Source organism: Nostoc commune NIES-4072, assembly GCF_003113895.1.
Lineage (GTDB): Bacteria > Cyanobacteriota > Cyanobacteriia > Cyanobacteriales > Nostocaceae > Nostoc > Nostoc commune.
On record NZ_BDUD01000002.1, the window covers coordinates 529,807 to 555,731 of the forward strand.

19 protein-coding genes and 3 pseudogenes are annotated in these 25,925 nt (G+C 42.9%); 19 read left to right on the forward strand and 3 right to left on the reverse strand.

What is annotated here, in order from left to right; translation table 11 throughout:
- Positions 1–360 precede the first annotated feature (360 nt).
- From CDC33_RS34835 to CDC33_RS34845, 3 genes and pseudogenes are all read right to left on the reverse strand, one after another.
- On the reverse strand, positions 361–828 hold the full coding sequence (locus CDC33_RS34835; protein ID WP_219930134.1) for a nuclear transport factor 2-like protein: 468 nt from the start codon (positions 826–828) through the stop codon (positions 361–363).
- A gap of 447 nt (positions 829–1,275) precedes the next feature.
- Positions 1,276–1,438: pseudogene (locus CDC33_RS34840) on the reverse strand (ISNCY family transposase); the annotation flags it as partial.
- A 31-nt stretch (positions 1,439–1,469) separates the two neighbouring features.
- Positions 1,470–1,916 (reverse strand): annotated as a pseudogene (locus tag CDC33_RS34845) (transposase); the annotation flags it as partial.
- A gap of 245 nt (positions 1,917–2,161) precedes the next feature.
- On the opposite strand from CDC33_RS34845, the pseudogene CDC33_RS34850 reads away from it, so the two are divergent.
- The 19 genes and pseudogenes from CDC33_RS34850 to CDC33_RS34945 form a co-directional block, all read left to right on the forward strand.
- Positions 2,162–2,584 (forward strand): annotated as a pseudogene (locus CDC33_RS34850) (N-acetylneuraminate synthase family protein); the annotation flags it as partial.
- A 30-nt stretch (positions 2,585–2,614) separates the two neighbouring features.
- Positions 2,615–4,279 carry an FAD-dependent oxidoreductase gene (locus tag CDC33_RS34855; protein ID WP_109013126.1) on the forward strand — a complete coding sequence of 555 codons (1,665 nt, stop codon included), beginning with the start codon at positions 2,615–2,617 and terminating at the stop codon, positions 4,277–4,279.
- A gap of 31 nt (positions 4,280–4,310) precedes the next feature.
- Positions 4,311–5,822 (forward strand): sensor histidine kinase, encoded by a 1,512-nt coding sequence (locus CDC33_RS34860; RefSeq protein ID WP_109013127.1) that lies wholly within the window; start codon positions 4,311–4,313, stop codon positions 5,820–5,822.
- Positions 5,823–6,030: 208 nt separating this feature from the next.
- Positions 6,031–6,375 (forward strand): carboxymuconolactone decarboxylase family protein, encoded by a 345-nt coding sequence (locus CDC33_RS34865; protein ID WP_109013128.1) that lies wholly within the window; start codon positions 6,031–6,033, stop codon positions 6,373–6,375.
- 186 nt (positions 6,376–6,561) lie between these two features.
- The gene (locus tag CDC33_RS38060; RefSeq protein ID WP_146195916.1) at positions 6,562–6,753 is read left to right on the forward strand and encodes a hypothetical protein; all 192 of its coding nucleotides are present in this window, start codon (positions 6,562–6,564) and stop codon (positions 6,751–6,753) included.
- A complete protein-coding gene (locus CDC33_RS34870) occupies positions 6,728–8,284 on the forward strand; it encodes an EthD domain-containing protein (RefSeq protein ID WP_109013129.1) in 1,557 nt (518 codons plus the stop codon). Before CDC33_RS38060 ends, CDC33_RS34870 begins: the two co-directional genes overlap by 26 nt.
- 1 nt (position 8,285) lies before the next feature.
- Positions 8,286–11,594, forward strand: coding sequence for an AtaL-like protein (locus tag CDC33_RS34875; RefSeq protein ID WP_109013130.1), 3,309 nt, complete (start codon positions 8,286–8,288; stop codon positions 11,592–11,594).
- 246 nt (positions 11,595–11,840) lie between these two features.
- Complete coding sequence (locus CDC33_RS34880; protein WP_109013131.1) at positions 11,841–12,158, forward strand: antibiotic biosynthesis monooxygenase family protein; 318 nt, start codon at positions 11,841–11,843, stop codon at positions 12,156–12,158.
- Positions 12,159–12,189: 31 nt separating this feature from the next.
- Positions 12,190–13,617 (forward strand): MFS transporter, encoded by a 1,428-nt coding sequence (locus CDC33_RS34885; RefSeq protein WP_109013132.1) that lies wholly within the window; start codon positions 12,190–12,192, stop codon positions 13,615–13,617.
- Between the two features lie 158 nt (positions 13,618–13,775).
- Positions 13,776–14,159, forward strand: coding sequence for a DoxX family protein (locus CDC33_RS34890; protein WP_109013133.1), 384 nt, complete (start codon positions 13,776–13,778; stop codon positions 14,157–14,159).
- Between the two features lie 251 nt (positions 14,160–14,410).
- Positions 14,411–15,088: a DJ-1/PfpI family protein gene (locus tag CDC33_RS34895; protein WP_109013134.1), complete on the forward strand. Its 678-nt coding sequence runs from the start codon at positions 14,411–14,413 to the stop codon at positions 15,086–15,088.
- A 112-nt stretch (positions 15,089–15,200) separates the two neighbouring features.
- Entirely contained in the window at positions 15,201–17,030 is a 1,830-nt protein-coding gene (locus CDC33_RS34900) for an AGE family epimerase/isomerase (protein ID WP_109013135.1), read from the forward strand.
- Between the two features lie 24 nt (positions 17,031–17,054).
- Positions 17,055–17,495, forward strand: a complete 441-nt coding sequence (locus CDC33_RS34905; RefSeq protein WP_244919519.1) for an anti-sigma factor antagonist — start codon at positions 17,055–17,057, stop codon at positions 17,493–17,495.
- A gap of 173 nt (positions 17,496–17,668) precedes the next feature.
- A complete protein-coding gene (gene glgX, locus CDC33_RS34915; protein ID WP_109013136.1) occupies positions 17,669–19,792 on the forward strand; it encodes a glycogen debranching protein GlgX in 2,124 nt (707 codons plus the stop codon).
- Between the two features lie 41 nt (positions 19,793–19,833).
- On the forward strand, positions 19,834–20,172 hold the full coding sequence (locus tag CDC33_RS34920; protein WP_109013374.1) for an anti-sigma factor antagonist: 339 nt from the start codon (positions 19,834–19,836) through the stop codon (positions 20,170–20,172).
- Positions 20,173–20,254: 82 nt separating this feature from the next.
- Positions 20,255–21,736 (forward strand): PP2C family protein-serine/threonine phosphatase, encoded by a 1,482-nt coding sequence (locus CDC33_RS34925; RefSeq protein ID WP_109013137.1) that lies wholly within the window; start codon positions 20,255–20,257, stop codon positions 21,734–21,736.
- 223 nt (positions 21,737–21,959) lie between these two features.
- The gene (locus CDC33_RS34930; protein WP_109013138.1) at positions 21,960–23,702 is read left to right on the forward strand and encodes a multicopper oxidase family protein; all 1,743 of its coding nucleotides are present in this window, start codon (positions 21,960–21,962) and stop codon (positions 23,700–23,702) included.
- 101 nt (positions 23,703–23,803) lie between these two features.
- Positions 23,804–24,967 carry a hypothetical protein gene (locus CDC33_RS34935; RefSeq protein WP_181374331.1) on the forward strand — a complete coding sequence of 388 codons (1,164 nt, stop codon included), beginning with the start codon at positions 23,804–23,806 and terminating at the stop codon, positions 24,965–24,967.
- Positions 24,968–25,465: 498 nt separating this feature from the next.
- The gene (locus CDC33_RS34945; protein ID WP_109013140.1) at positions 25,466–25,894 is read left to right on the forward strand and encodes an ATP-binding protein; all 429 of its coding nucleotides are present in this window, start codon (positions 25,466–25,468) and stop codon (positions 25,892–25,894) included.
- Positions 25,895–25,925 lie beyond the last annotated feature (31 nt).

A 25,925-nucleotide genomic window follows, 5' to 3' on the forward strand; every position in this document is an offset into this window, starting at 1 on the left:
TATAATATATCGTTTTTCTATCGGCTAAAGTCGAGTTATTCGGCGATTCCAACTAGTCAATTTTACTACGGTAGTATCAAGTGTACACGGTTAATAATGCTTATGCCTCCTGACAGGACTTTAGACTGCACAAATAATCAATCCGTTTCCAAGCGATCGCAGCTTGCCTTGGAGAACAACTCAAGCCATAAGCACGACGGGCATCATAATCACCCTTGATTCCCTTGTTCCCTTCTCTTCTCTACGAGAGGCTGCGCCAACGAGACGCACTCACGTTCGGTCACTTTCTGTGGGAGGAGGCAGTATTCCCTTCTGCCTTCAGCAAGAACTGCCCTCTGCTTTTCTTGATAACTTCTGGGTTTAGAACGGTTCAAAACAGTCATAGGTTCTTTGACAGATTATCTTGCCATCCTCAAATTCGATAAACTGTGCAAAATAAGCTTTCATCTTTCCTCCGGCAGGAGTTTGCCCGATTGGAACAGCAATTTCTGCTGTCCATATTGTTTCTAAAATTACTGTGTTACCAGCAACATAAGACTTTTGAATGTCATAATTCTGACTTATCAGAACTGATTTACCTCTAAGAGTTGCTTCCTTTAAATCGAAAAGATTTCTTGTTGCTCCTTCAGGAAATAGGCGATTAGGGTATTCTATTTGCTTTACTGACTCAGAATAATAAATAGCAAGTTCATCCCCTGTTTTACCTTCTGCAATATCGAATGGCACTAAGAAAAGCCAAAACGCTTGTCCCGCATTTCTCACAAGCGGTGCGATCGCTATTACCAAACCTTTATCAGGCTTAGATTTTGAGCGTTTTAGACACTGCACGAATCACAACAATATGTGAACGGCGTATTTTATCTCAAGTCTAAGTGGCATAAGCGTTTTGGGCTACTCGTTTAAACCTTTGTGAGAAATCCGGGTTGTGTATTAAGCAGTTTGCAACTGCTTTCGTCAGCAATTCTCATTTTGAAAACAAAAGAAGATAAAATCCTCTTCTTTACATAGAAAACTTCTATCTAATTATGATTTTTTGAAAGATAATCATGATAATTAACTGAAGAGAAATAATTTTAAATATCTGCCCATTAAAAAATAGATTTTAACTTATAAATATAGCTGAAATTCCGACCTTTTTTGTAAGTTCTCTCAATTAATAATCTTTACCTCCCCTCGAATTTTGACATTTTTAACTAGAATTTCCTTTTGTGAGCGGGATATATTCGGCAAGAATAAATAAGAAAAACTCCGACCAACTTTTAAACCAAATAAATTTTAATAAGGTACGAATATCATTAAAAAAACTAGTCCGAGTTGCTAATAGCTCACGAACTTTTTGATAAGTATAATTAACTAAATCTAAAACAGTATGGAATAAAAAAGCTAGTAAATTTAAAGACAATAAAAATTCGCACAGATGATTTTGACCATGACCGAATGGCACTAAGAAAAGCCGAAACACTTGCGGGTTAAGCAGTTTGCAATTGGTTTCGTAATTCGTGCCGAGGTTTCGTCATTAAAGGGTAAGCTTTCGGGCGACGTTTACGAACTCGTGGTTCACTTCTTGCGGGGCGATCGCTGACAGGCTTGTGGGCAATAACTTTTAGTAAAGTACGATAAATTCGCTGACGTTTTGTTGAAGTTGCGGCTAACAGTTCGGGAATAAAGTTAATTAAATGATGTCGAGTACCTTGAAGTGATAAACGGTTTGGAGGAGTATTGTAAGTAGTCCCAGCCGACCACATTAAGCTCCGAAGTAAATTGTAAGCCAGTAAATAAATATGAATTTCTTTGCGGATCATTGAAGGAGTTTTACATCGTAAGATATCCATACCCAAGGTAGTTTTTATATGTCTCAAATCCAATTCAACATCCCAACGTTTACCGTAAAGTCCAACAATTTCGAGAGTAGAATAAGTTGCTTTATTTAAAAGATTCGCCTTTAGACCTTATATTTTCCGAATCTAAAGTTTTGTAACAAAATATATTTTCCGAATCTAAAGTTTTGTAACAAAATCCAAATTTTGCAGAAAAGCCCACCTAAAAAAGCTGATAGATAAAGAGAAGTACTTCACTACCTTTGATTTTGCCACTCTCCAAATGTACGGAGCTTTTTCAGAAATCAAATATTAGTCCTATATCAGGAAAAACAATGACAAAGATTTTGGTTACAGCACGGCGAGTTAAAGCAGCAGGAGCGCAGTTTTTACGAGGAGGAGGATACAAACCCCGCACGTCACCCTATGCTTTTCAAGGTCATGGTGAAAGTGCTTTAGAGTTATTAGCTTTAGCTCGAGAAGCTACAGGCTTAGGGATTATTACAGAAGTCATGGATACAGCAGACTTAGACAAGGTAGCTAAAGTGGCAGATATAATCCAAATTGGCGCTCGTAATATGCAGAATTTTTCCTTGCTCAAGAAAGTAGGAGCGACAGGTAAGCCAGTACTGTTAAAGCGCGGACTTGCAGCCACAATTGAAGATTGGTTTATGTCAGAGGATAATCCCAATGTGATTTTGTGTGAGCGGGGAATTCGGACTTTTGACCGCCAATATACACGGAATACCCTGGATATATCTGCAATCCGCAAAAGCTATCGTTGAGTAGTAGTGTTTATGGTAAAACCAGTAATTTTAACCGTCGATGATGATCCAGAGGTGCTGCAAGCAGTGTCACGAGATTTACGCTATCAGTATGGTGATCGCTTCCGCATTATCCGGGCAGATTCCGGTATTGCTGCTCTGAATACGGTGCAGCAACTCAAATTGCGTAATGAACCAGTTGCCCTATTTTTAGTGGATCAAAGAATGCCCCAAATGGGTGGTGTGGAGTTTCTCGAACGGGCAAAAGACATCTTTCCTGATGCAAAACGTACTTTGCTGACGGCGTATGCAGATACAGATGCTGCCATTAAGTCAATTAATAGTGCCAAACTTGATTATTATTTACTCAAGCCTTGGAATCCACCAGAAGAGCGGCTATATCCTGTTTTGGATGATTTGCTAGATGACTGGTTATTGGCATTCCGCCCACCCTTTGAAGGGATTCGAGTCATTGGTAATCGCTGGTCGCCCTTTTCCCATCAGGTGAAAGACTTCCTGGCGCGTAACCAAATTCCCTACAACTGGTTAGATATTGAACTAGAAGAGGATGCCGTAAAATTGGTGAAATACGCAGAAGCCAATGGCAGAGAGCAATTGCCCTTAGTGCTGTTTCCCGATGGCTCCCGATTAATTCAACCATCTAATTTAGAGATTGCTACTAAAATTGGACTGCAAACCCAGGCAGAGCGTCCGTTTTATGACTTGGCGATCATCGGTGCTGGCCCTGCGGGACTGGCAGCAGCCGTCTATGGCGCTTCTGAAGGATTGAATACTGTCTTAATTGAGCGTGAAGCACCAGGCGGACAAGCAGGCACGAGTTCACGCATTGAGAACTATCTGGGGTTTCCTGTTGGCTTGAGCGGCAACGATTTGGCAAGGCGGGCAGTCACTCAGGCGCGGCGATTTGGGGTAGAGATTCTCACTCCTCAAGCAGTAACTGGGGTTAGGCTGGAAGATCCTTATCGGGTTCTGGAATTGGTCGATGGCAGCGAAATTAGTTGTCATGCACTTTTAATTGCAACCGGCGTTTCCTACCGTTGGCTAAATATCCCAGGAGCCAAGAAGCTGACAGGAGCAGGAATTTACTACGGTGCTGCTATGACTGAAGCAATCACCTGTAGGAATGAGGAGATTTACTTGGTAGGCGGGGCAAATTCTGCTGGACAGGCAGCAATGTACTTTTCTAAGTATGCCAACAAAGTGATCATGCTGGTGCGGGGTGAATCGCTCTCATCCAGTATGTCGCAATACTTGATTGACCAGATTGCGGCTACTGAAAATATCAAAGTCTGCACAGGTTGCAGCGTTGTTGAAGTCAAGGGAGATGAACATTTAGAAGAAATTGTCATTGCCCATACCCAGACGGGACAAACTGAAACCGTCCCAACCCGATCGCTTTTTATCTTTATCGGTGCCAGCCCCAAAACGGATTGGCTCGATGGCGTTATTCAACGCGATATTCAGGGGTTTATCATCACTGGGCCCGATTTGATGCATAATGGCAAACCTTCTCAAGGTTGGCATTTGGAACGCTCTCCTTTCTTACTAGAAGCCAGTGTTCCTGGGATCTTTGCAGCCGGAGATGTGCGACACGGGTCAACTAAGCGGGTGGCATCCAGTGTGGGTGAAGGTGCGATCGCTATTCAATTTGTTCACCGCTATCTAAGCAATGTTTAGTTGGAGCGGCAAAGATTAAGGAGGTTGCTCGATGTTGTGTCTTGAAGATTTGATTAACTTAGACCCGTTTCAACAGCTTTCCAAAGAGCGATTGGAGTGGATGTGCGATCGCGCTCAAATATTTGAACTCCGTGCTGGAGAAGTCTTGGTGCATGAGGGAGACCTTGTAGATAACTTATTTATCCTAGTCAAAGGTAAAATCAACCTTACCCGTCGCAGTGAAGGAATTGAAATTCCCATCGGACAACACCAAGCTCCATCCTTTTTTGGTGAAATTTTCATCCTTACAGATGATCCTGTACATGTGACAGTACGGGCATTTACAGATTGTAACTTTTATCAAGTTAAGGGAGAGGACTTCCGTAAACTACTGCATGAGTGTCGCAATTTTGAGCGGATGGTCTTCCGCATTGTGGAGCGTCGGATCAGAGGAATAGAGTCCTTTATTCGGGGACGTGAAAAGATGGCAGCTTTGGGCACACTTGCTGCCGGTCTAGCTCATGAACTCAACAACCCAGCCGCAGCACTTGTTCGTGGTTTAGGGGAAATGCCAAGCGCTCTCTTGGAGCTACAACGAATGAGCTTAATTTATGGGCAATCCCATGTTGAAGAAGCCCATACTGAACAATGGTTAAAAGTGCGTGATCAAGGCTATGATGCGATTTTGCATAATCGTTTAGATCCGGTGACACTAAGCGATCGCGAAACTGTATTATTGGAATGGTTAGAAGATTACGGTGTGAAGCAAGCATGGAAATTAGCGGAACCTTTAGCAGAAGGCGGCATTGAGCCGGAAACCCTAGAAAAGCTCACAGAACGTTGGCGCAACCATGACACAGAATTGCGAGAAATGAGATTGCAGTGGCTATCGCTCTCATTTGAAGTCATGTCGATGATTAAACATGGTTCGCGATCAGCTCAGAGGATTTCCGAACTTGTGCAAGCGATGAAGTCTTATAGTTATCTCGATCAAGGCATTCAGCAAGAAGTAAATATACATCAAGGCTTAGAAGATACGCTGCGATTATTTGCTCATAAACTCAAGTCCGGCATCCAAGTGCAACGCAATTATGATCAACATCTCCCTAAAATTTTTGCCTATGGTAGTGAACTCAATCAAGTGTGGACGAACTTAATTGACAACGCTATTGATGCAATGGATGGTAAGGGACTGCTGGAAATTACAACTCAGCAAAGAGGTTGGACAAACGACAGTGCTGTTGGCGAACCTTCTCGAAGAGAAGACAATTGCTTTGCTCAGATTGACATTATTGACTCGGGCAGTGGAATTCCACCTGAAATTCAAACACGCATTTTTGAACCATTCTTCACGACCAAATCAGTGGGACGTGGTTCAGGACTCGGTTTGGAAACCGTTCGCCGGATTGTAGAGAATCGCCACCACGGTACACTCTCATTTGAATCCCAACCAGGCAGAACATGTTTCACTATTTGCTTGCCCTTCCCTTGTCAAATAAATGAGTCATTTGAGAAAAAAAGAATCCAAAATACAGAATTTCAAATCGATTTGATAAACTCATAAGTTTTCATATGAGGTTTTAGATGAGTTTTTGAGCCACCTTTAACCAAAAACAATGTTATAATAATCAGTAATATACTGAAATAAACACCCATAGTTTAGTTACGTCGGTAGATTTATTATCGGTATTTAATTGAGAATTATTTATTAGCCCCTAGACAGAATTGCCCCAGTTTCAACAACAGACTTTATACTTTATATGGAGAATAACATGGCATACAAAAATGCAGTTTTAGACGACAAAGAACTTCAAGAAAGTTTAAAGTCTATTAATCCCAAGTTTGGTGACTTTGTGACTCGTGTAGCAGGCGAAGCATGGGGTCTGCCATTAATTGATCAAAAAACTAAGGCTTTAATCACGATCGCAGTTGATATTGCCAATCAAGACCATACAGGCCCAGGTAATCCTTTTGGAGCGCACGTGAGTATGGCTCTTAAACAAGGAGCCACTCGCCAAGAAATCGAGGAAGTTCTTTTATTCATGTGTGCTTATGCGGGATTCAATAAGGTCGCCGGTTGCTTCGGCACACTGAATGAGATTTGGAATTCTCTATAATATTCAAAATCAGAAATAGCAGGGCTATTTCTGATAGAAGTTCAGTATTTACCATAACTTCTATTAAATACAGGATTTCACAAGTTCGTAGCGTTATTAAATTTCCCAAAGCCTTATTATTAGGCAGCTTAATTCGTCACGAATTTATGAAATGCTTTACTGAGTTGGTCGCCAAGGATGTGTGCGGTGGCGCGGTCGAGCGCTGCGGGCATTGAATTCCTGATCAGCCTCCAGACTATCTCACCCACCTACTTCTCGCTTTCTTCAATATTAAAGCTAGTAGAACTCCATCAGCAACCAACTCCTGTGCAGTGGAAATCTGAATATAATAACCTCTACAAGGATAGCAGCAATGATGTCAGCAATCAGAAAGGCTGATTATGCCTTACGCGATCAAAATGGTGTAGCAGTCTTCTATGTTCTCTTATGGAAACGAAAGTCAATAACATTAGATCTATTCGATGACTACTGGAGAGACGTTCACGGCCCAGTTTGCGCCCGACTACCAGGGCAGCATCAATACTGGCAGTTCCATTTGGCTCATAATCAGGGTGATTTATGGCCAACTATTGACGGCATCGAATACACCACTGGGTTTGAAGACCAGTTCGATGGCATTGCAGAATTAACCTTTGAGACAGAAGCCGACCGTCAAACATGGTTCAAAGCTGCTGCCATTTTGATGGATGATGAACACAATTTGTTCAGTAAGGCGATTGGATATAATACCATCCCTGGTAATTCCAAAACTTATGTTGATGGCATTCCCACGGGAGATCCAAACGGAGAACTGGGTATCCTGAAGTTTCATGTCATGGTCAAAAAAGCAGATGCCGTCAGTCTGCATGAGTTTCACAAATATATGACAGACAGCTTTGCTGCTGCTGTTGTCCAGAGTGACTCGGTTCTCAAGTTCCGACTGCATCTGTTTGAAGAAGTAGATAATTCTCGTCCCGATGCTGCTGGAGTATCTCATTATGAACCTCCACATAAGCAGTATCAGGCAGCTTTTGAAATTGCATTTTCCAATCCTCTAGGAATGGAAAACTTCTTTGCTTCAAAAGAATATGCAAAAGCTGTAAAAAACCAAGCAAAGTATATCAAACAAATCAATCCATTTCCAGAGCGATCTGCTTACACTTTTGTCTACAACGGTCAGATAACATTAGCAGGTCAACGGAGTTCCACAGTGGCAGACCTGATCGTAAACCTTGGTGCAACCAATCAATTAAAGGAGGATATAACTTCTCTTATGCTAGATCAAAAACTGGTCATTTCCAATTCCAATGGCTCTCAGAATGGTTCTCTTAATCATTCACAAAATACTGCAAATAGTCCAACTAAGACTCGGAATAATTATTACAAAGATTTAGCAGCAGATTATTCTAGACCAGGACTTGTGACTCCTTATGTCGCCAAAAAACTCATAGAAGATGCCGAAAAGTATGTGGCGATGAAAGAAAAGAACCAGCCACAAATAGATTCTTATTATACTCTCAAACAAATTGAACAAGAAAACAAAGAATGGTGGCCTACTCATTGCGAAGCATTGAGGCAGGGACGAGGCGATATCCTAACTGGTGAATATCGTGATGACTTGGTTTATTTTTGCCAAGATGGGCCTTATCAAGGCTTAGAACAACAAAAAGAGCGTGAGCAACATTGGTGGGCATTAATTGCCCAACCAGGTGTAACTATGTGTTGGCCAATCGTCATGTTTCATGGGGAAGTGACCTACTTTGAATGGAAGTGTGTAGATAATGAAACTAACGAAACACTTGCTAAAGGAAATGTCACATGGATGCGACGCGGACACAGAGGCGGATGTTATCTCAAAACTGAGCAATTGACTTTCTATCGAGATGTTTTTGCCCCCAATGGACTACTGAAATTGATCACCACAGCCTAAGATGACAGATAATCGGGTGTACAAAAATGCGGTTTTAGATGATTTAGAACTACAAGCAGGTTTAAAAAGTATTAACCCGAAGTTTGGTGACTTTGTGATTCGTGTAGCTGGTGAAGCATGGGATCTGCCATTAATTGACCAAAAAACCAAGGCGCTGATGGCGATCGCAATTGATGTTGTCAATCAGAATCACAAAGGCCCCGGTAATCCTTTCGCAGCACATCTGGATATGGCTTTTAAACAGGGAGCTGCTTATGAGGAAATTGAGGAACTTCTTTTGTTCATGTGTGTTTATGCAGGATTTAATAAAGTCGCAAGCTGCTTCGGCACACTAAATAAGATTTTTGAGCAAAGTAGTGTTGAACTAAGGAATGCAGCAATGATATCAGCAATCAAAAAAGCCGATTATGCCATACGCGATCAAAATGGCACAGCAGTTTTCTACGTTCTGTTATGGAAACGAAAGTCAATAACGTTAGATTTATTCGATGACTACTGGAGAAATGTGCATGGTCCTGTTTGTGCTAGACTACCAGGACAACATCAATACTGGCAGTTCCATTTGGCTAATAATCAGGGAGACTTGTGGCCAACTATTGAGGGTATTGAGTACGACTTACCACCAGAAGATCAGTTTGATGGCATTGCAGAATTAACCTTTGAGACAGAAGTTGACCGTCAAACTTGGTTTAAATCTGCGGCCATTCTCATGGATGATGAGCGCAATATATTCAGTAAGGCGATTGGTTACATAACTAATTCTGGCAATTCTCAAACCTATATTGACAGTATCCCTACAGGAGCTCCCAACGGAAACCTAAATGTGATTAAGTTCCACGTCATGGTAAAGAAATCTGATGCCGTGAGTGTAGAAGCTTTTCGCAGATATATGACAGACAGCTTTGCACCAGCTGTTGTCCAGAGTGATTCTGTTGTGAAATTCCGACTGCATTTGTTGGAAGAAGTAGATAATTCCCGTCCAGATGCGCCTGGGGTATCTCATTATGAAGCGCCAGAAAAGCAGTATCAAGCGGCCTTTGAAATTGCTTTTGCCAATCCTCTGGAGATGGAAACATTTTTCGCCTCAAAAGAATACGCTATTGCTGTTCAAGACCAGGCTAAATATGTCCAACAGATTCTACCATTTCCGGAACGAACTGCTTACACATTCGTTTACGAAAGCAAAATAACTCTAGCGGGTCAATGTAGTTCTAAGGTTGCAGATTTGATTATGAAAGTAGGTGCAACAAATCAACTTAAAGATGATATAGTTTCTCTGATGAACGGCACTCAGAATCAACAGAATGGGAAGTCGGGATTGGGGCATTATCTACAAGGTGTGCAACACTTTGGGATCACAGTTTATGATATGCCAAAATCCTTAGAGTTTTACCTCGAAGTACTAGGAGGTAAAGTCGCTATTGGTGGAGATGGATTTTACGGCGAAGCCTTGCACAATCTGCTCTTTCAAAAAGAGGAAGTTGAAGCGATAGAAAAGGGGATTGATCCGAAAGCTTTGGGTGTTGCTAACATTAGAGATGGTTCAGACATGGCTTTAGATGTCAGGTTCATTTCTTTTGGCAACACAGTCGTTGAAATCATTCATTTCCGAGATGCGAAATTAACGCTTGCTGCACCAAATGCTTTTGAAAAAATACCTTCTTCTGTTGGTTACACCAATGCACCGCACCTTTCTTTCTATGTGAAAGATGATGTAGATATTGATGTCTTTGCAAAAGAATTGGAAGATGAATGTCAAAGACGAGGTTTAACTGAGGTAGTTGTTAACCGGATTGTCCGGGCCAACTCCGCAGAAGAAATGAAAAAACTTGCTCCCAAATTTGCTAAGACAGATTTTACTGACGATTTTGAAGGATGGGCATTATTCTACTGTAAAGGGCCAAACGGCGAACAGCTAGAGTTCAACCAAGTGACTCGGAAAGCCAAAGAAAACTTTACTAGAGCCGAAACAGAATACAACCAAGCTAATGGCACAAATTACTGGTTTTTAAATTCCCAAAAACCAAAATCAAATACTCAGGGACTGTACGCCACATATAGTATTCCTGTGAATGCTCCTTTGGAAACTGTTTGGGATGTTTTACTGGACAAAATGCAAAACCCCCAACCATATATTCCCCATGTAGTTGAAGAATTTAAAATTTTAGAAAGATATAACAATGGCATTCTCCGTAAAATTAGAACACCGCGAATGCAGATGAAAGAAAAAGTCACCGTAGATGAGCAAGCTAAAAAAGTAATATTTACTCTCGTAGATCATCCACTTTTTACTGGTGAGTTGAGTAATCAGGTAACGCTACCTGCTAATCATAATTCTGGATCTTTACCGATTGTAACTTACACAATAGATTTGCAACCTACTAATGACAAAGCTCTGGAACAAGAGGAAGCTGAATGGTTTATTAAAGCTGCTCAACCAGAAGCGATCGCTCAAGCTGTCCACCATCTCAAAAATATCATTGAAAATCAAGTTAATCAGGAGAGTAATACAATGATACTGGCACATTCACAAACATTTGTTGGGACAAAATCTGAAATCGTTAAACGAATGTTCCAAGCTGGCGAATCGATGAATGTGGAAAACTTCATCAAGTTTTACACCGATGATGCTCACTACCAATTCAGCAACTTCCCCGTTGCTTATGGACCGCAAGGTATTAGAGACTCTTCTGTTGATTTCTTGGCAACAGTTGCAAAAGTTTACCACCACATTAAGAATATGTGGGAAGTCGGAGATACAGTTATCTGTGAAATGGATGTTACCTACATTCGCCATGACGGCAAAGTGTTTACGCTTCCTTGCTGCGACACTATTGTTTTCAAAGGTGATAAAGTTCAGGAATTACGAATTTATATGAATATCGATCCGGTATTCGTATTTGATAATAATGAAACACAGTCTAAACCTGCTAGTTCTAGTGGTTCCTTGACGAAAACGCTGGAGAAAATGTATGCGGCTCTCCACGCCGAAAATTGGGATGAATTTATGACATTCTTCACTCCCAATCTCCTCTACAAAATTGGTGCAAATGATCCTGTGATTGGGCCAGAAGCCTGTCGTGATCTTTTAAGTCATATCTATAAAACTCTGAAATTGACAACTCACAATACTCGCGGCATGTGGGAAATTGGCAATACGATTATTTTGGAAATGGATGCTAACTATATCCATAAAGTAGACAAGCGATTCGTTCAGGTTCCTTGTACCGATATCTATCGTTTTGATGGCGATAAGATTTATGAATGGCGAGTTTATCCAGATGCTTCTCAGACTGGTGTCCGCATTTAAAAGCCTTCTGATTTTGATATAGCAGCAGTTGAATCAACTATAGGGGCGTACATCTATGCGCCCCTACCTCTTCCTCACCAAAACGCCAACAGTATCAGCACCAAACAGCCTGATTCACCATAAAAATCAACATTAACTGTAGATTCACGCCGATGACACATAATACAGGACCTTACAAAGGTGAGGACTGAAGGAGACTGAGCCTGAGACTTCCAGCAGAGTATTAACCCCTGATAAGGAACTAAAATGATTACGATTAGCGAAAAAGCTGGTTTACTGACTGTAATCAACGTCTTCACTGTTGAAAATCATCAACAGCAGCAACGTTTAGTAGATCACCTCGTAAGTAACATCGAAAAAGCTAAGAAGCAAGAAGGCTTCATTTCTGTTAATATCCACAAAAGTTTGGATGGTACACGAGTCGTAAACTATGCCCAGTGGAGCAGCAAAGAAGCACTGGACACAGCTCTTAAAAGCCAAGAATTTATGGCTCCCGTGGAGAAGGCTGTAGAATTCCCTCACGATTTTCACTTGTACGAAGTTGTTTATACAACACAGCCATAGCGATCGCTTCCCAAATGACACAATAAATCCTATGGTCACTAAGACTGCATTAGATTCCCGTCGCTGGATAGCACTTATCCTACTCTGTGCCACACAGTTTATTTTTGTGCTTGACGTGTCGATCATCAACATTGCTCTTCCCTCAATCCAACAAGCGTTCAATTTCTCGCAACAGAACCTCCAATGGGTGATCAATGCTTACACACTTGCTTTTGGGGGTTTTCTCCTCCTGGGAGGACGAGCAGGAGACTTACTCGGTCACCGCCGCGTTTTTATATTTGGACTTAGCCTCTTTGCCCTTGCTTCCCTGATAGGCGGTTTCGCGCAGTCTGGAACTATTTTAATTGCAGCGCGTAGCGCTCAGGGTCTAGGTGGCGCTCTTAGCTCTCCGACGGCATTGTCGATTCTCACCATGACCTTTAGTGAAGGCTCAGAGCGGAACCGCGCGTTAGGTGTTTGGGGGGCTACGGGTGCATCAGGTGGCGCAGCTGGTGTACTTCTGGGCGGACTAATTACTGGTCTGCTCGGTTGGGAATGGGTGCTATTTGTCAATGTGCCGATCGCGGGATCAGCAGCCCTTTTAGCTCCAATATTCCTGAGTGAGAGCGTCACTAACAACAAGTCTCGGCAATTCGATTTAGCTGGCGCTTTCTGTAGTACAACAGGATTGATCCTGCTTGTGTTTACAATCGTCAACGCTGAAGGACACTTGGCACGGACACTTGGATTTCTCTTTTTGTGTGTATCGCTGTTTCTTGGCTTCATGTTCATTGAGCAGCGCTCACCTGCACCACTAGTGCCGTTACGAATCTTTCGTCTGCGTAATCTCACTGGAGCTAACCTAATCACTCTGGTTCACGGCACTGGGCCGTTGTGTACCTTGTTCTTTATCTCACTCTACCTCCAGCAAGTGTTAGGTTTATCAGCGCTCAACTCAGGACTGGCCTTCTTACCTTTTGCACTGGCGGGTGGTATTTCCTCTGGATTGGCCTCGGTGCTGGTGAATCGGTTTGGTGTCAAGCCTGTTTTGACAGTCGGGATGCTCTTAATGGCCATTGGTCTGGTACTCTTTGCCCAGGTTTCTGTCGGTGGCAGCTATGTAATCCATGTGCTACCTGCTTCGCTTGTTGTTGGTGCTAGTGCTGGTTTCTCCTTTGTGCCGTTAACTATTGCTGCTTTCATGTCGGTCAAAGATGAAGACGCTGGACTAGCCTCTGGGTTACTAGCTACTAGTCAGCAGGTAGGTGCTGCTATAGTTTTGGCGTTGCTAGTGGCGATCGCCAGCGCTCACTCTAAAGGAATTATTGCCGCGCAAGGTAGCTCGCCAGCAGTATTGGCAAGGGCTTTGACCGAAGGCTTTCAATCTGCCTTCTACCTCGGCGCTGGTTTAGTGGCACTTGGTGCGATCGTTGCGTTTTTAGTGATCCAACAACAAACCAAACACTTAAATCATGATTGAATTGCACAAAAAAACTCCAAATTTTTGGACTGTAAATCAGGCGATCGCCTCAGCCAAAATACCAAAATTAAGTTAAAAGATCATTTGCTTAATAGTACAAATATTCATGTTCAAAGGGCTAGTTCTAGAAACTTGAATCTCATAGGGAGGTTATTCTCATGGCAAGATCAAACAGACTAAACAAGATCGCATTGTGGAGTGTCACTACTCTCTTAGCTGCGGCTTTCCTGATGTTCGGAACCTTAAAGCTTACAGGCGCTCAACAACTCGTAGCAGAATTTATTAAGTGGGGTTATCCCACCTGGTTTCGTTTCTTTGTTGGTGTGGCTGAAATTGGCGGGGCGGTGCTGCTGCTGTTTCCACGCACTGTGACGCTGGCAAGTGTCGGTCTGGGCATATTAATGGCTGGCTGTGTGTTCTCGCATCTCAAGGCTGGGGAAGGGCCACAGGCGATCCCGGCGCTTGTGCTACTGACTCTGCTTACTGTGGTTGGCTACGCCCGCCGTTCTTACGTGACGGGGTTTAGAAGTCAGATTGATTAGCATCACCCATATCAAGCTAAAGAGTTGAATGTCACTAAGAAAAAGAAACTGACTTAGTACAACATTTCATGAATTCGTAGTGAATTATCTGCAAGGCGAAGCCCCTATACGTTTAAATTTCAACCCTCAATTCGCCACGATTTTATGCAAAGTTGTACTTAGTCAAAGGAAATTACCTCATTGTTCAAAGTCCGAGGTTAGTTTGAATTCGTTACAAAAAAGTAAATCCTAATAATAACGAGAAAAATATCATGACATCTACACCTTTAATAAATAACGGTAGAATTGGCGACCCAATTAAGGGGAAAATTGGCGTCCTAATTGAGGAACATTTCGATCAAACTGAATTTCGCAGATTCAACGAATATTTTCCCACTCAAGGCTATCAAGTCGAGTATATTTCTCATCTCTGGGATAATCCAGAGTTAACCTTTGGGGCAAACCCTGATACTGGTGTAGTTGAGGATCATGTTACAGTTACAACAGAAATCAATGATGTTGCTCCGGCAGATTACAAGGGAATAATTTGTATTGGTGCCTATGCTACAGATCGTCTGAGATATCAGGTTTCTGTAAAGAAAGGTCAGAAAAATCAAGCTCCGGCAGTTGTATTTCTGGGAAAGGCTCTACAGATAGATGGTTTGAAAATAGGAACAATCTGTCATAGCTTGTGGCTGTTCTGCGCTGATTCAGATTTAATCAAAGGTCGCAAAGTTACTTGTGCCCACAACATCATCTGTGATGTTGAAAATGCTGGTGGTGAAGTTATCTATGATGGGGATGCAACTGCTGATTTGGTGATAGATGACAACCTGATTTCAGCAAAACATCCTGGAGTTGTCGATGAATTTATGGAAGTTTTTGTAGCAGAGATTCAAAAGCAGGAAAAAATGCAGAAACTCCCAGTGGGTAAATCATCATTTGTGTGATGCCTGAGAGTAGAACTGAAAAATTATCTCTGCTCTTTGGTAATCTCTTGCTAGTAGATAAAAATTTGATCACATACAGCCACTTTACTTTAACAATCCTGGAGTTAACCTCATGGATCACATGAGCTTTTCATTTTCTGACACCATTGCTGGGTACGTCACTGACTTTAACCGTAGCGAAAAAAGCTTTGGAATCAAGACATCAGATGGACGGAAATTTCAGGCTTACCTGACTCCAACCACCTATGGCCGGATTACCCAAAACTTACAGGAACCTTACAACGACTGTACCCAACGCCTTGCAGAGATGCTAACCCCTGGTCAGCCTGTGTTTGCCTACGGTATTTTCTACCCACAGGGGGAAGGGTACAAATTTGAAGTTAAGTCCTTTGTCTTTCCTGGAGATGCTCCCAGTGTATATCGGCATGAAGAGCCGGATTGGTGGGTCAAGCAAGTGCGTTCAATTGCTGATAGTTACCTCTATTGGCAGTTCAATTATCCCGAAAACGAAATAGATTATCGGCAATATCGGACTTTTCTAAGGGTAACTGGTGTCAAAAAGCGCGAAGATGATTACCTGCAAGAAACCGACACTGTTTCCCGCTTAGTTTATGGTTTTGCCTCAGCCTACTTGATGACGGGCGAAGACCGCTTTCTAGAAGCTGCTGAAAAAGGCACTGAATATCTGCGTCAGCACATGCGGTTTTATGACCCTGATGAAAACCTGATTTACTGGTATCACGGCATTAAGGTAACGGGCAATCGTGAGCAAAAACTCTTAACCTCTGAGTTTAGCGATGATTACGACGCTATCCCGGCATACGAGCAAATTTATGCTTTGGCAGGCCCGATTCAAACTTACCGGATTACTGGGGATCAGCGCATTCTCAAAGATGCCGAGATGACTGTAGATTTATTTGACAAATTCTTCTTGGATAAAGAAGGCGCTGGCTATTTTTCCCACATTGACCCCATCACCCTCGATCCACGTGCTGAGTCACTAGGTAACAACCGCGCTCGCAAGAACTGGAACTCCGTTGGAGATCACGCTCCAGCTTATCTGATCAACCTGTGGCTGGCAACTGGCGAACAGAAATATGCCGATATGCTGGAGTATACCTTTGATGCGATCGCTAAATATTTCCCAGACTACGACAACAGCCCCTTTGTCCAAGAAAAGTTCCATGAAGATTGGAGCCACGACACAACTTGGGGCTGGCAGCAAAACCGCGCTGTCATCGGGCATAATCTGAAAATTGCCTGGAACCTCATGCGGATGCAAAGTCTCAAACCCAAAGATCAGTATGTGGCTTTGGCGGAAAAAATTGCCTCCCTCATGCCCAAAATAGGTAGTGACCAGCAGCGTGGTGGCTGGTACGACGTTATGGAGCGCGTATTAGACGAAGGGGAAGAACAACACCGCCTCGTTTGGCACGATCGCAAAGCTTGGTGGCAGCAGGAACAAGCTATCTTAGCTTACCTGATCCTAAATGGCATCACTGAGAATCCAGAATATTTGCGTCATGCTCGTGAAGCCGCAGCCTTCTATAATGCCCACTTCCTTGACCATGAAGATGGCGGCATTTATTTCAACGTCTTGGCAAGCGGGCTACCCTTCTTGATGGGTAATGAGCGATTTAAAGGTAGTCACTCAATGAGCGGTTATCATTCAACTGAACTGTGTTATCTGGCTTCAGTTTATACTAATCTGCTGTTCACTAAACAGCCAATGGACTTTTACTTCAAACCTCTACCTGGAGCCTTTAAGGATAATATTCTACGGGTGTCACCAGATATTCTCCCGCCCGGTAGTGTAAAGATTAATGCTTGTTGGCTTAACGAAGAACCATATAACAATTTTGACGCTGATGCCCTGACGGTTAAACTGCCGGATACGAAAGAACAAGTGAAAGTCAAAGTTCAAATCGTCCCTAATCAGTGAGCTTAGTACTCAAGAAGCATAATCATGGATATTAATATCAAGACACTCCAAGTAACAGCAATGGAAGCGGCTGTTAAGGTAGATGTCAATACTACACCTCCAATCCAAAAAGAAATCAGTGCCCTACAAATTCAACCAGTATCCGTAATCGAAATGATCGGTGATGTAGATAGTAGTACTGCACCTTTAGTTCAAAAGCAAGTTTTGCCACTAGTCCAACCAGGGAGCCAGATTCTTCTAGATATGACTAAAGTCCCTTATATGTCTAGTGCCGGTTTGCGGTTGTTACTGTCGCTGTACCGACTAGTCTTAAGTCAAAACGGACAGCTGTTGCTGGTGGGGGTTGCCGAAGAAATTAAGGACACCATGTCCATTACTGGCTTTCTCGACTTTTTTCAAATCAGTGACACCCTTGATTCAGGATTAAAAGCTCTCAATTTCAAGCTTCACGTTTTTTCCACTTAGCCTCAAATAGTTATTACCAAGACTTACGCAAAATCATGAAAAAACGAACCGCATTAGCGAATGCGTCTCCCCCTGGCAGAAGGACCCAAAGGAATAAGAGTTTCAGAGAGTTATTGCGTAAGTCCTAATTACCTAAATATTTGTCGATAAATTTTAATTAGGAGAAGGCAGAAATGGAGCTAGAAAGAATAGACATTCATCCAACCCACACCTACGGCAACTTCAAGCTGCGTGTCGGTCGTCCATTGTCCCCTGGAGCTACTTTAGTGCCGGGAGGAGTTAATTTCTCGATATATTCACGGTATGCTAAATCCTGTACCTTAGTGCTATTCAAAAAGAATGCCCCGGAACCGATGGCGGAAATTCTCTTTCCGAAAGAGTTTCGGATTGGAAATGTCTATAGCATGATCGTATTTGACTTGGATTACGAAAATATTGAATACGGCTACCGCATGGACGGGCCTTTCAACCCTAGTGAAGGTCACTGGTTTGATTCTGGTAAAATTCTTCTAGACCCCTACGCTAAAGTCATCAGTGGTAGGGATATTTGGGGAGAAACGCCTGACTGGAATAACATCTACCAACATCGAGGGCGTCTTGCCTTTGACGATTTTGACTGGGAAAATGACTGTCCTCTGGAAATCCCACCGGAGGATCAGATTATTTATGAGATGCACGTCCGCAGCTTTACCCGTCATCCTTCCTCTGGAGTCAAGCATCCAGGAACATTTGCTGCTATCCGCGAAAAAATTTCCTATCTCAAAGAGCTAGGCATCAACAGTGTTGAACTGATGCCTATCTATGAATTCGATGAATTTGAAAACAGTCGCCCTAACCCGCAAACCGGGGAACTGTTAATGAATTATTGGGGTTATAGTACCGTCGGCTTCTTTGCTCCCAAGGCTGGCTATGCGGCTACAGGCAAATTCGGGATGCAAGTTGATGAACTCAAAACCCTAGTTAAAGAATTACATAAAAATGGCATTGAGGTAATTCTGGATGTTGTCTTCAACCATACGGCGGAAGGAAACGAGCATGGCCCGACAATTTCGTTCCGGGGGATCGACAACCAAACCTACTACATGCTAACGCCGGATGGGTACTACTTTAACTTCAGTGGCACTGGTAACACGCTCAACTGTAACAACCCAGTTGTTCGCCATATGGTGCTTGATTGTCTGCGCTACTGGGCCGCTGAGTATCACATCGACGGCTTCCGATTTGACCTAGCTTCGATTCTCGGTCGTGACCCTTGGGGTGCGCCAATGGCTAACCCGCCTTTGCTAGAAGCTTTGGCATTTGACCCAATTCTGGCAAAATGCAAACTCATTGCTGAGGCTTGGGATGCAGGGGGTCTCTACCAAGTTGGTTCCTTCCCAGCTTTTGGCCGCTGGGCTGAGTGGAACGGCAAGTATCGCGACGGCATTCGCAAATTCCTCAAAGGAGAGCCAGGTCGGGTAGGAGATATGGCACAGCGACTACAAGGTTCACCAGACTTGTATGCTTGGGCAGGTCGTGCGCCAGCCACATCAATTAATTTCATCACTTGTCACGACGGTTTTACCCTCGCCGACCTAGTTTCTTTTAACCACAAGCACAACGAGGCTAACGGGGAAAATAACAACGACGGTGGCAATGATAACGACAGCTGGAACTGTGGGGCAGAAGGATGGACGGACGATCCGAGTATCAATGCTCTGCGGCAGCGACAGATCAAAAATGCCGTGGCTATCTTAATGGTCAGCCAGGGAGTGCCAATGATCCTCATGGGCGATGAGGTGGCCCGAAGTCAAAAAGGCAACAACAATGCCTATTGCCACGACAATCAACTTAACTGGATGGACTGGACGCTGTTGGAGTCCAATAAAGACTTATTTCAGTTTTTCAAACACTGCATCGCCTTTCGCAACGCTCACCCAGTACTGAGAAATTCGTGGCACTTCCGTAATCAAGACTATGTAGGTAGTGATTATGCTGATATCACCTGGCATGGCATCCAAGCATGGAATGCTGACTGGTCTGACTCCAGTCGCACTCTCGCTTTTATGCTTTGTGGAAAGCACGCAAAGGAGGGTACTGTTGACGACAATTACATTTACGTAGCTATGAATATGCATCATCAAGCTAACTGGTTTGAAATTCCAGGATTGCCAAATTCAATGAAGTGGCATGTGTTTGCCAACACTGGTGTCACTCCACCATTGGATTGTTGGAAACCTGGCACGGAACCTGTGCTGGAGAATCAGTACGGATTACTCATGGGCGATCGCTCTGTAGTCATTCTGGTTGGTAAATGAGATTGGTCATCAGTTAAAAGTAAATGATAAAGGACAAGATTATGGCTTTCAACGCAACACTAGAAACAAGCAAGGGTATCGCTAAAATTACTTTAGCTGGAGAGTTGGATTCAATTTCTGCACCAATTTTCCAAAAAGAGGTAGAAAATGCAGCTACGGAACATCCAAGACATCTCGTTCTAATGATGCAAGACCTAGAATATATATCCAGTGCAGGTCTGCGGGTACTCATATTCATTAAGCAAAAGATGGGTGTTGATACTGACATCTATGTTGTTGGCATTCAGGAGATGGTATTAGACACCCTTGAGAAAACTGGATTTGACCAAAGTGTGATTTTGGTGGATGAATATGACCAAGACAAGATAGCAAAAGTCTAAGGTCAGTTGTTAGTTTTTGGTTGTGAGAAATCTGGGACTAACAACTAAGTTGCTACTAGTTTCATTACTTAGGATTAAGAGCATGATTGAAAACAATCATCAATCTAAAGAAGAACAATTAATCGCAGAATTGGAACTGCTGCGCCGAGAGGTAGCTGAACTCAAAACAGAAAAAGCTGCTTTTGAGACTCAAACAGAACTACTTGAGCATTTGGTGGCGATGGCACGCTGTTCATTTTGTGAAGAAATGCTAAAAGCCACCTTACAAGAAACTGTACATGTCTCCAGCAAGTTAAGCGGCGCCGAGAAAGGTAGTCTGTTTTTATTCAATAGCAACGGTGTTGTTACTGACAGCATCCTGACGCAAGAGGAAGACGCTTGCCAGATCGGCAGTATTTTGGACAAGGGACTCCCTGGCTGGCTGGCTGGCTGGGTGTTCCACCACCATAAAGTGGGATTAATTACCGACACCGAAACTGACGATCGCTGGCTGATACAACCCAATCAGCCTTACAGTGTTCGTTCAGCCTTGGCTGTTCCCATTCTCAGGGATGATGAGTTACTAGGCATTATCACTCTGTTGCACCAAGAGCCTGGACAATTTAGCCCTGAAACCGCCTATTTGATGCAGGTGGCTGCCCACCAAATAGCCCTAGTCCTAGAAAATGCCCGACTTTATCGGAAACTAGAAGAATCTTACCAATCATTAAACAACGCAAAACTTGCGATCGAAGCCTATTCAGAAGCCCTCGACTCTGAACTAGAAAAGGGTAGGCAGATTCAGCGAGATTTTCTACCTAGAGAAATCCCACAGCTACCAAATTGGGAGATTGCAACTTGTTTCTATCCTGCTCGTCAGGTAGGTGGCGACTTCTATGACGCTTTTATGCTCCCCGGTGACTACTTAGGTATAGTGATTGCTGATGTCTGTGATAAAGGTGTGGGTGCAGCACTATTTATGGCTTTATTTCGCAGCTTAATCCGAGTCTTTTCTGGACAAACCAACTTGGACGGATTGTCGATAATTGGCAGAGACGAGGGCTTGGATTGTTTGATAGACCCCCTAGTCATAACCGACTTTAACCAAATCAACGCCTTGAAGGCCGTTGCCCTCACAAATAACTACATCGCCCAAGAACACGGTGAGATGAATATGTTTGCTACACTCTTTTTTGGAGTGCTAAATCCTGCAAACGGCTGTTTGACTTACATCAATGCTGGACATGAACCTCTTTTTATCGTCGGTGACTCTGGGGTAAAGAAAAGTCTCAAATCCACCGGACCAGTGGTGGGAATAATGCCCAACATCAAATTTAAAATTCAGCAGGTTCATCTGGAACCGGGAGATATCTTAATTGGCTATACCGACGGTGTAACAGAAGCTCGTGCCCCTAGCCGTGAATTCTTTTCTAACAAACGATTGCTATCACTGCTGAATCAGAAAGCCTTTTCAGCCTATGACTTACTAGAAGACATCAAAACTAATTTGTTTACTCACATTGACAACGCCCAACAATTTGATGACATTACCATGTTGGCTGTGCGGCGGATCAGCATAACCTAAGTACAACGTTTTATTAATTCGTAGCGAATTCTCTGCGCTCCTTTGCGTTTGCCTTTGCGAACCTTTGCGTTTAAATTTCAACCCTCAATTCGCCACGATTTTACGCAAAGCTGTATTAAGAACCATGTCCTGCTGAATATAAACCAGTTTTCGCTGGTTTTAACTTCTTACCTCTTAACTTTTTTACTGACTATATTTAATCATCAATGGAGATTAAGAAATAATGTTAACTAGAAGGCAATTAATACTAGCAAGTACAGGGATTGGAGCAGGATTTCTCATTTCTGAGATATTTAAGGCGAAGAAAAGCTATGCCGTTTTACCGGAAATATCAAAATTTACCGAACCTCTGCCAATTTCATTTGCTAGTGCTGCACCTAGTAGTTTGGTAATCGCACCGAGTTCACATTCCTTTCATAAGGATTTAGGTGCAGGGGCTACTTGGGGCTACAACGGGGCTGACTACCTTGGCCCGACTTTCGAGATCACCAGGGGTACACCGCTACAACTAACTGCACACAACAACCTTGGAACCCATCCCTTTGCCAACTCTCTGGACTTGAGATTGCACGGCATACAAGAGTCTGACAAAACCAACCCACGTTTGTCATTGCACCTCCACGGCAGCAATACCGAAGCAAAAAGTGACGGTTATCCAACGAACACATTTACGCCGGGACAGAGCTATGTATACAATTTTAATAACAATCAGGAAGCGGCAACGCTCTGGTATCATGACCATACGCTCGGTATGACTAGCCTGAACGTCATGGCTGGATTGGCTGGAGTATACCTGATTAGAGATGTTGATGATCCTGTAGGTGGTAACGGGCCCCTCGGTATTCCCGCAGGGCCTCCCTATGAGATACCGTTAGTGCTGCAAGACCGCTTATTCAACCCAGATGGTTCACTGTTCTATCCCCCAGCTCCGTGGACACCTGAGTTTTTGGGTAATGTTGCTACAGTTAATGGCAAAGCTTGGCCAAATTTGAATGTTGAGCGCACCATTTATCGTTTCCGGATTGTTAATGGCTCAAATGCTCGCACCTACCACCTCAAACTGTCATCAAACCAGCCAATTATCCAAATTGGCACTGATGGAGGAATGCTCAACACTCCTGTAGAATTGTCTAGGCTACTGCTTGCTCCTGGTGAGCGTGCTGACGTGCTGATCGACTTCTCCAAAAATCTGCCAGGAGAAAAGATTGTCTGGCAAAATGATGCTACTTCACCCTTTCCTTTTGGCAGAGCTAACGCCGTCTTCAATCTAAGTTTCCCACTGCCTGAAATCATGCAGTTTACAGTAAAAGCGGGTGCTGCCAATCCTAAGCCTATACCTCAAACACTGCGATTACATAAACCACTCATCAAACCAATTGCCAATAAACCAGTGCGGCAGCGTTTCTTGACGCTTGGAGAGATCGTCGGGCCACTTGGGCCACTAGTCTTGCTGCAAAACTTTATCTACTGGGATGAGGCCGAGAACTACCCAGAATTAATGGAGCGTCCGAAGGTAGATACGGTAGAGCAGTGGAATATTATTAACCTTCAGCCAGTTGCCCACCCAGTTCACCTGCACCTAGTTTTCTTCCAAATCCTGAATCGACAAAAGATTAATCTGACTCGATATCTGAAATCATATCTTACTACTACTGGTTCTCCTCGCCAGGTAAGAACACACCACATACCATTAGGAGGACCAACAGTGCCAGCTAATTATCCACCGCCAGACCCTACACCCTTTGCAGTTGCTCCACCAAGACCGCCAGCACCAAACGAGTCTGGGTGGAAGGATACGGTATTAGTATACCCTGGTGAGGTTACTCGCCTGATTGTTCCCTTTGGGGCCCAAGCTGCGGAAAACTTGCCTTTCGGCAATTCGTTCACCGGACGTTACGTATGGCATTGCCATATGCTCGACCATGAAGACAACGAGATGATGTTGCCCTACGAGGTAGTACCTTAATCTTTGCTACAACAAGATCCATGCACATAAGATGCACTGATGTGCGTGAGTAGGTAAAACCAGACCTATGCAACTGTATTTTGTTTATTAAGGTAATACTCATGAAAGCCCTTTCTGCTTTAGCTTTTAGTACTGCTTGGTCAATTTCGCTCAGTTATATTGCTACCATTCAACCTGTTTTTGCAGCACTTGAGAATGAACCCAATAACTCTTTTAACACTAGACAATTTCTTCCTTCTAGTACAACTACTGTAAATGGACAACTAGAAAGTGGAGATGTTGACTTTTTTGGGTTCTCAAATCTTGATACTGGAAGTTTGTTTACAGCAGACATTAATTCAAAGACAATTGATCCACTTTTAGGATTACTTGATGATTCTGGTAATATCCAGGCGATAAACGATAATAAATCCGACAATAGTGTTCTCTCTCTATTAAGTGGGAAAGTACCAGCAAGTGGTAGTTTGAATTTTGCCGTATCTGGCTTAAGGGATATTAACCTAATAGGAGATCATTTAGAATCTGGTTCTTATACACTGTCATTAAATACATTTAATCTGCCTAAAGCCTCCACTAACCCAACTATTCTAAATGGTGGTTTTGAAACTGGTAATTTTAGTGATTGGACAACACTAGGTGAAACTACTATTGAGACAAAAACTTTTGGCAGTAATCCAACTGAAGGAAATTATCAAGCTTTACTTTCAACTGGTAATAAAACATTTTATAGCTCAATTATTGAAGAATTTTTAGGGTTAGAAGCAGGAAGCTTGGATAATCTTGGCAAAAGCTTAGATCCTTTTCCTTTCCCCGGTGGGCAGGCCACTCAAGGCTCTGCTATTCAACAAATATTTACAGGGAAAGCAGGAGATATTTTGACTTTCGATTGGAATTTTCTCTCGAATGAAGAACAGTTTCCTTCGCTTAACGATTTTGCCTTTGTCTCAATTAGTTCTTTGTCAGACCTAGCTGATGTATTATCACCCACTGTGATTTCTTCTACGACAGACTTTTTTAAAGAGACTGGATTTAACACTTTTTCCTTTAAGATACCAACTACCGGAATATACTCTTTGGGTATCGGAGTTACAGATTGGAGAGATAGCGGCACCGATTCTGGATTGTTAATTGACAATGTTAAAATCGTTTCTGTTCCTGAATCCAATTATGGATTAAGTCTTTTGGGATTTGGTGTATTAGGTCTAATTTTAAGATTGAAGAGCAAGCAACAAAACAAAGTCAAATCTATTTCAGTCCATCGGTGAGCCAAGAAAGCAGTTCTTGAGCAGGGGAGGTTGAGGAGCAGGGGGAGCAAACCCCACAACTAAAGTTAGGGGCTTCAAATAAGGACGCTTTTTTCCTCGCACTATGTGTCTCGTAAAAAATATTTTTTCTTTCTCATAAATAAATTTAGGGGCAACAGAAACCCCTTCTGAGCAGGAGAGGTATTTTCTTCCCCCCTGCTTCTCTTCTTCCCCTGCCTCCCCTGCTCTTTTCGGTGAGAGGTCAGCAATTCTCATTTTGGAAATTTTGCGCGGCCTATTAGAAATATTTCTTATAGCATTTCCTAGTCTAGTGAGGTACAGTAACAACAATGAGTAAACCAATTATAAATGTCATTTAAAGAGACTTTATTAAAAGCTATTTCAAGAGCTAATGCAAAATTTGGATAATTTGTGGCACCAATAGAACGCAGTATGCTTTTAATCTTTGACCGACAATTGTAAGGTAACAATTATTGTTTAGCAATGAAGCCATTGCTTATGGAATCTTTAACGGTATTTGGAACACTAAGCTCTTTGGGAATGATCGCCAAATATGCGAAGGAAGCAGCCGCAGTTGCTGGACTAGATAAAAAAGCCTCCTATAACCTTCGCTTGGCAGTGGAAGAAATCGCCACTAATATCATTGTTTACGGCTATCAGGAAACGGGTCGTGAAGGGGTACTAGATTTGCGCGTGAGTATCGACGAGCAAGCCCTGTCCCTATTTATTGAGGATACCAGTGAACCCTTTAACCCGTTCCAGAAATTGAATGTGGAGGAAGAACAGATAAACTTGCCAATAGAACAGCGACCTATTGGCGGACTGGGATTGTATCTGGCGATTCATGGCGTTGATAAATTCTTCTATGAACGTATTGGAGACCGGAATCGAAACATTTTAGTGGTGAATTTACCAACTGGAGTTTAGACTAAATCAGTCTCCGCAACACTGCGACCGC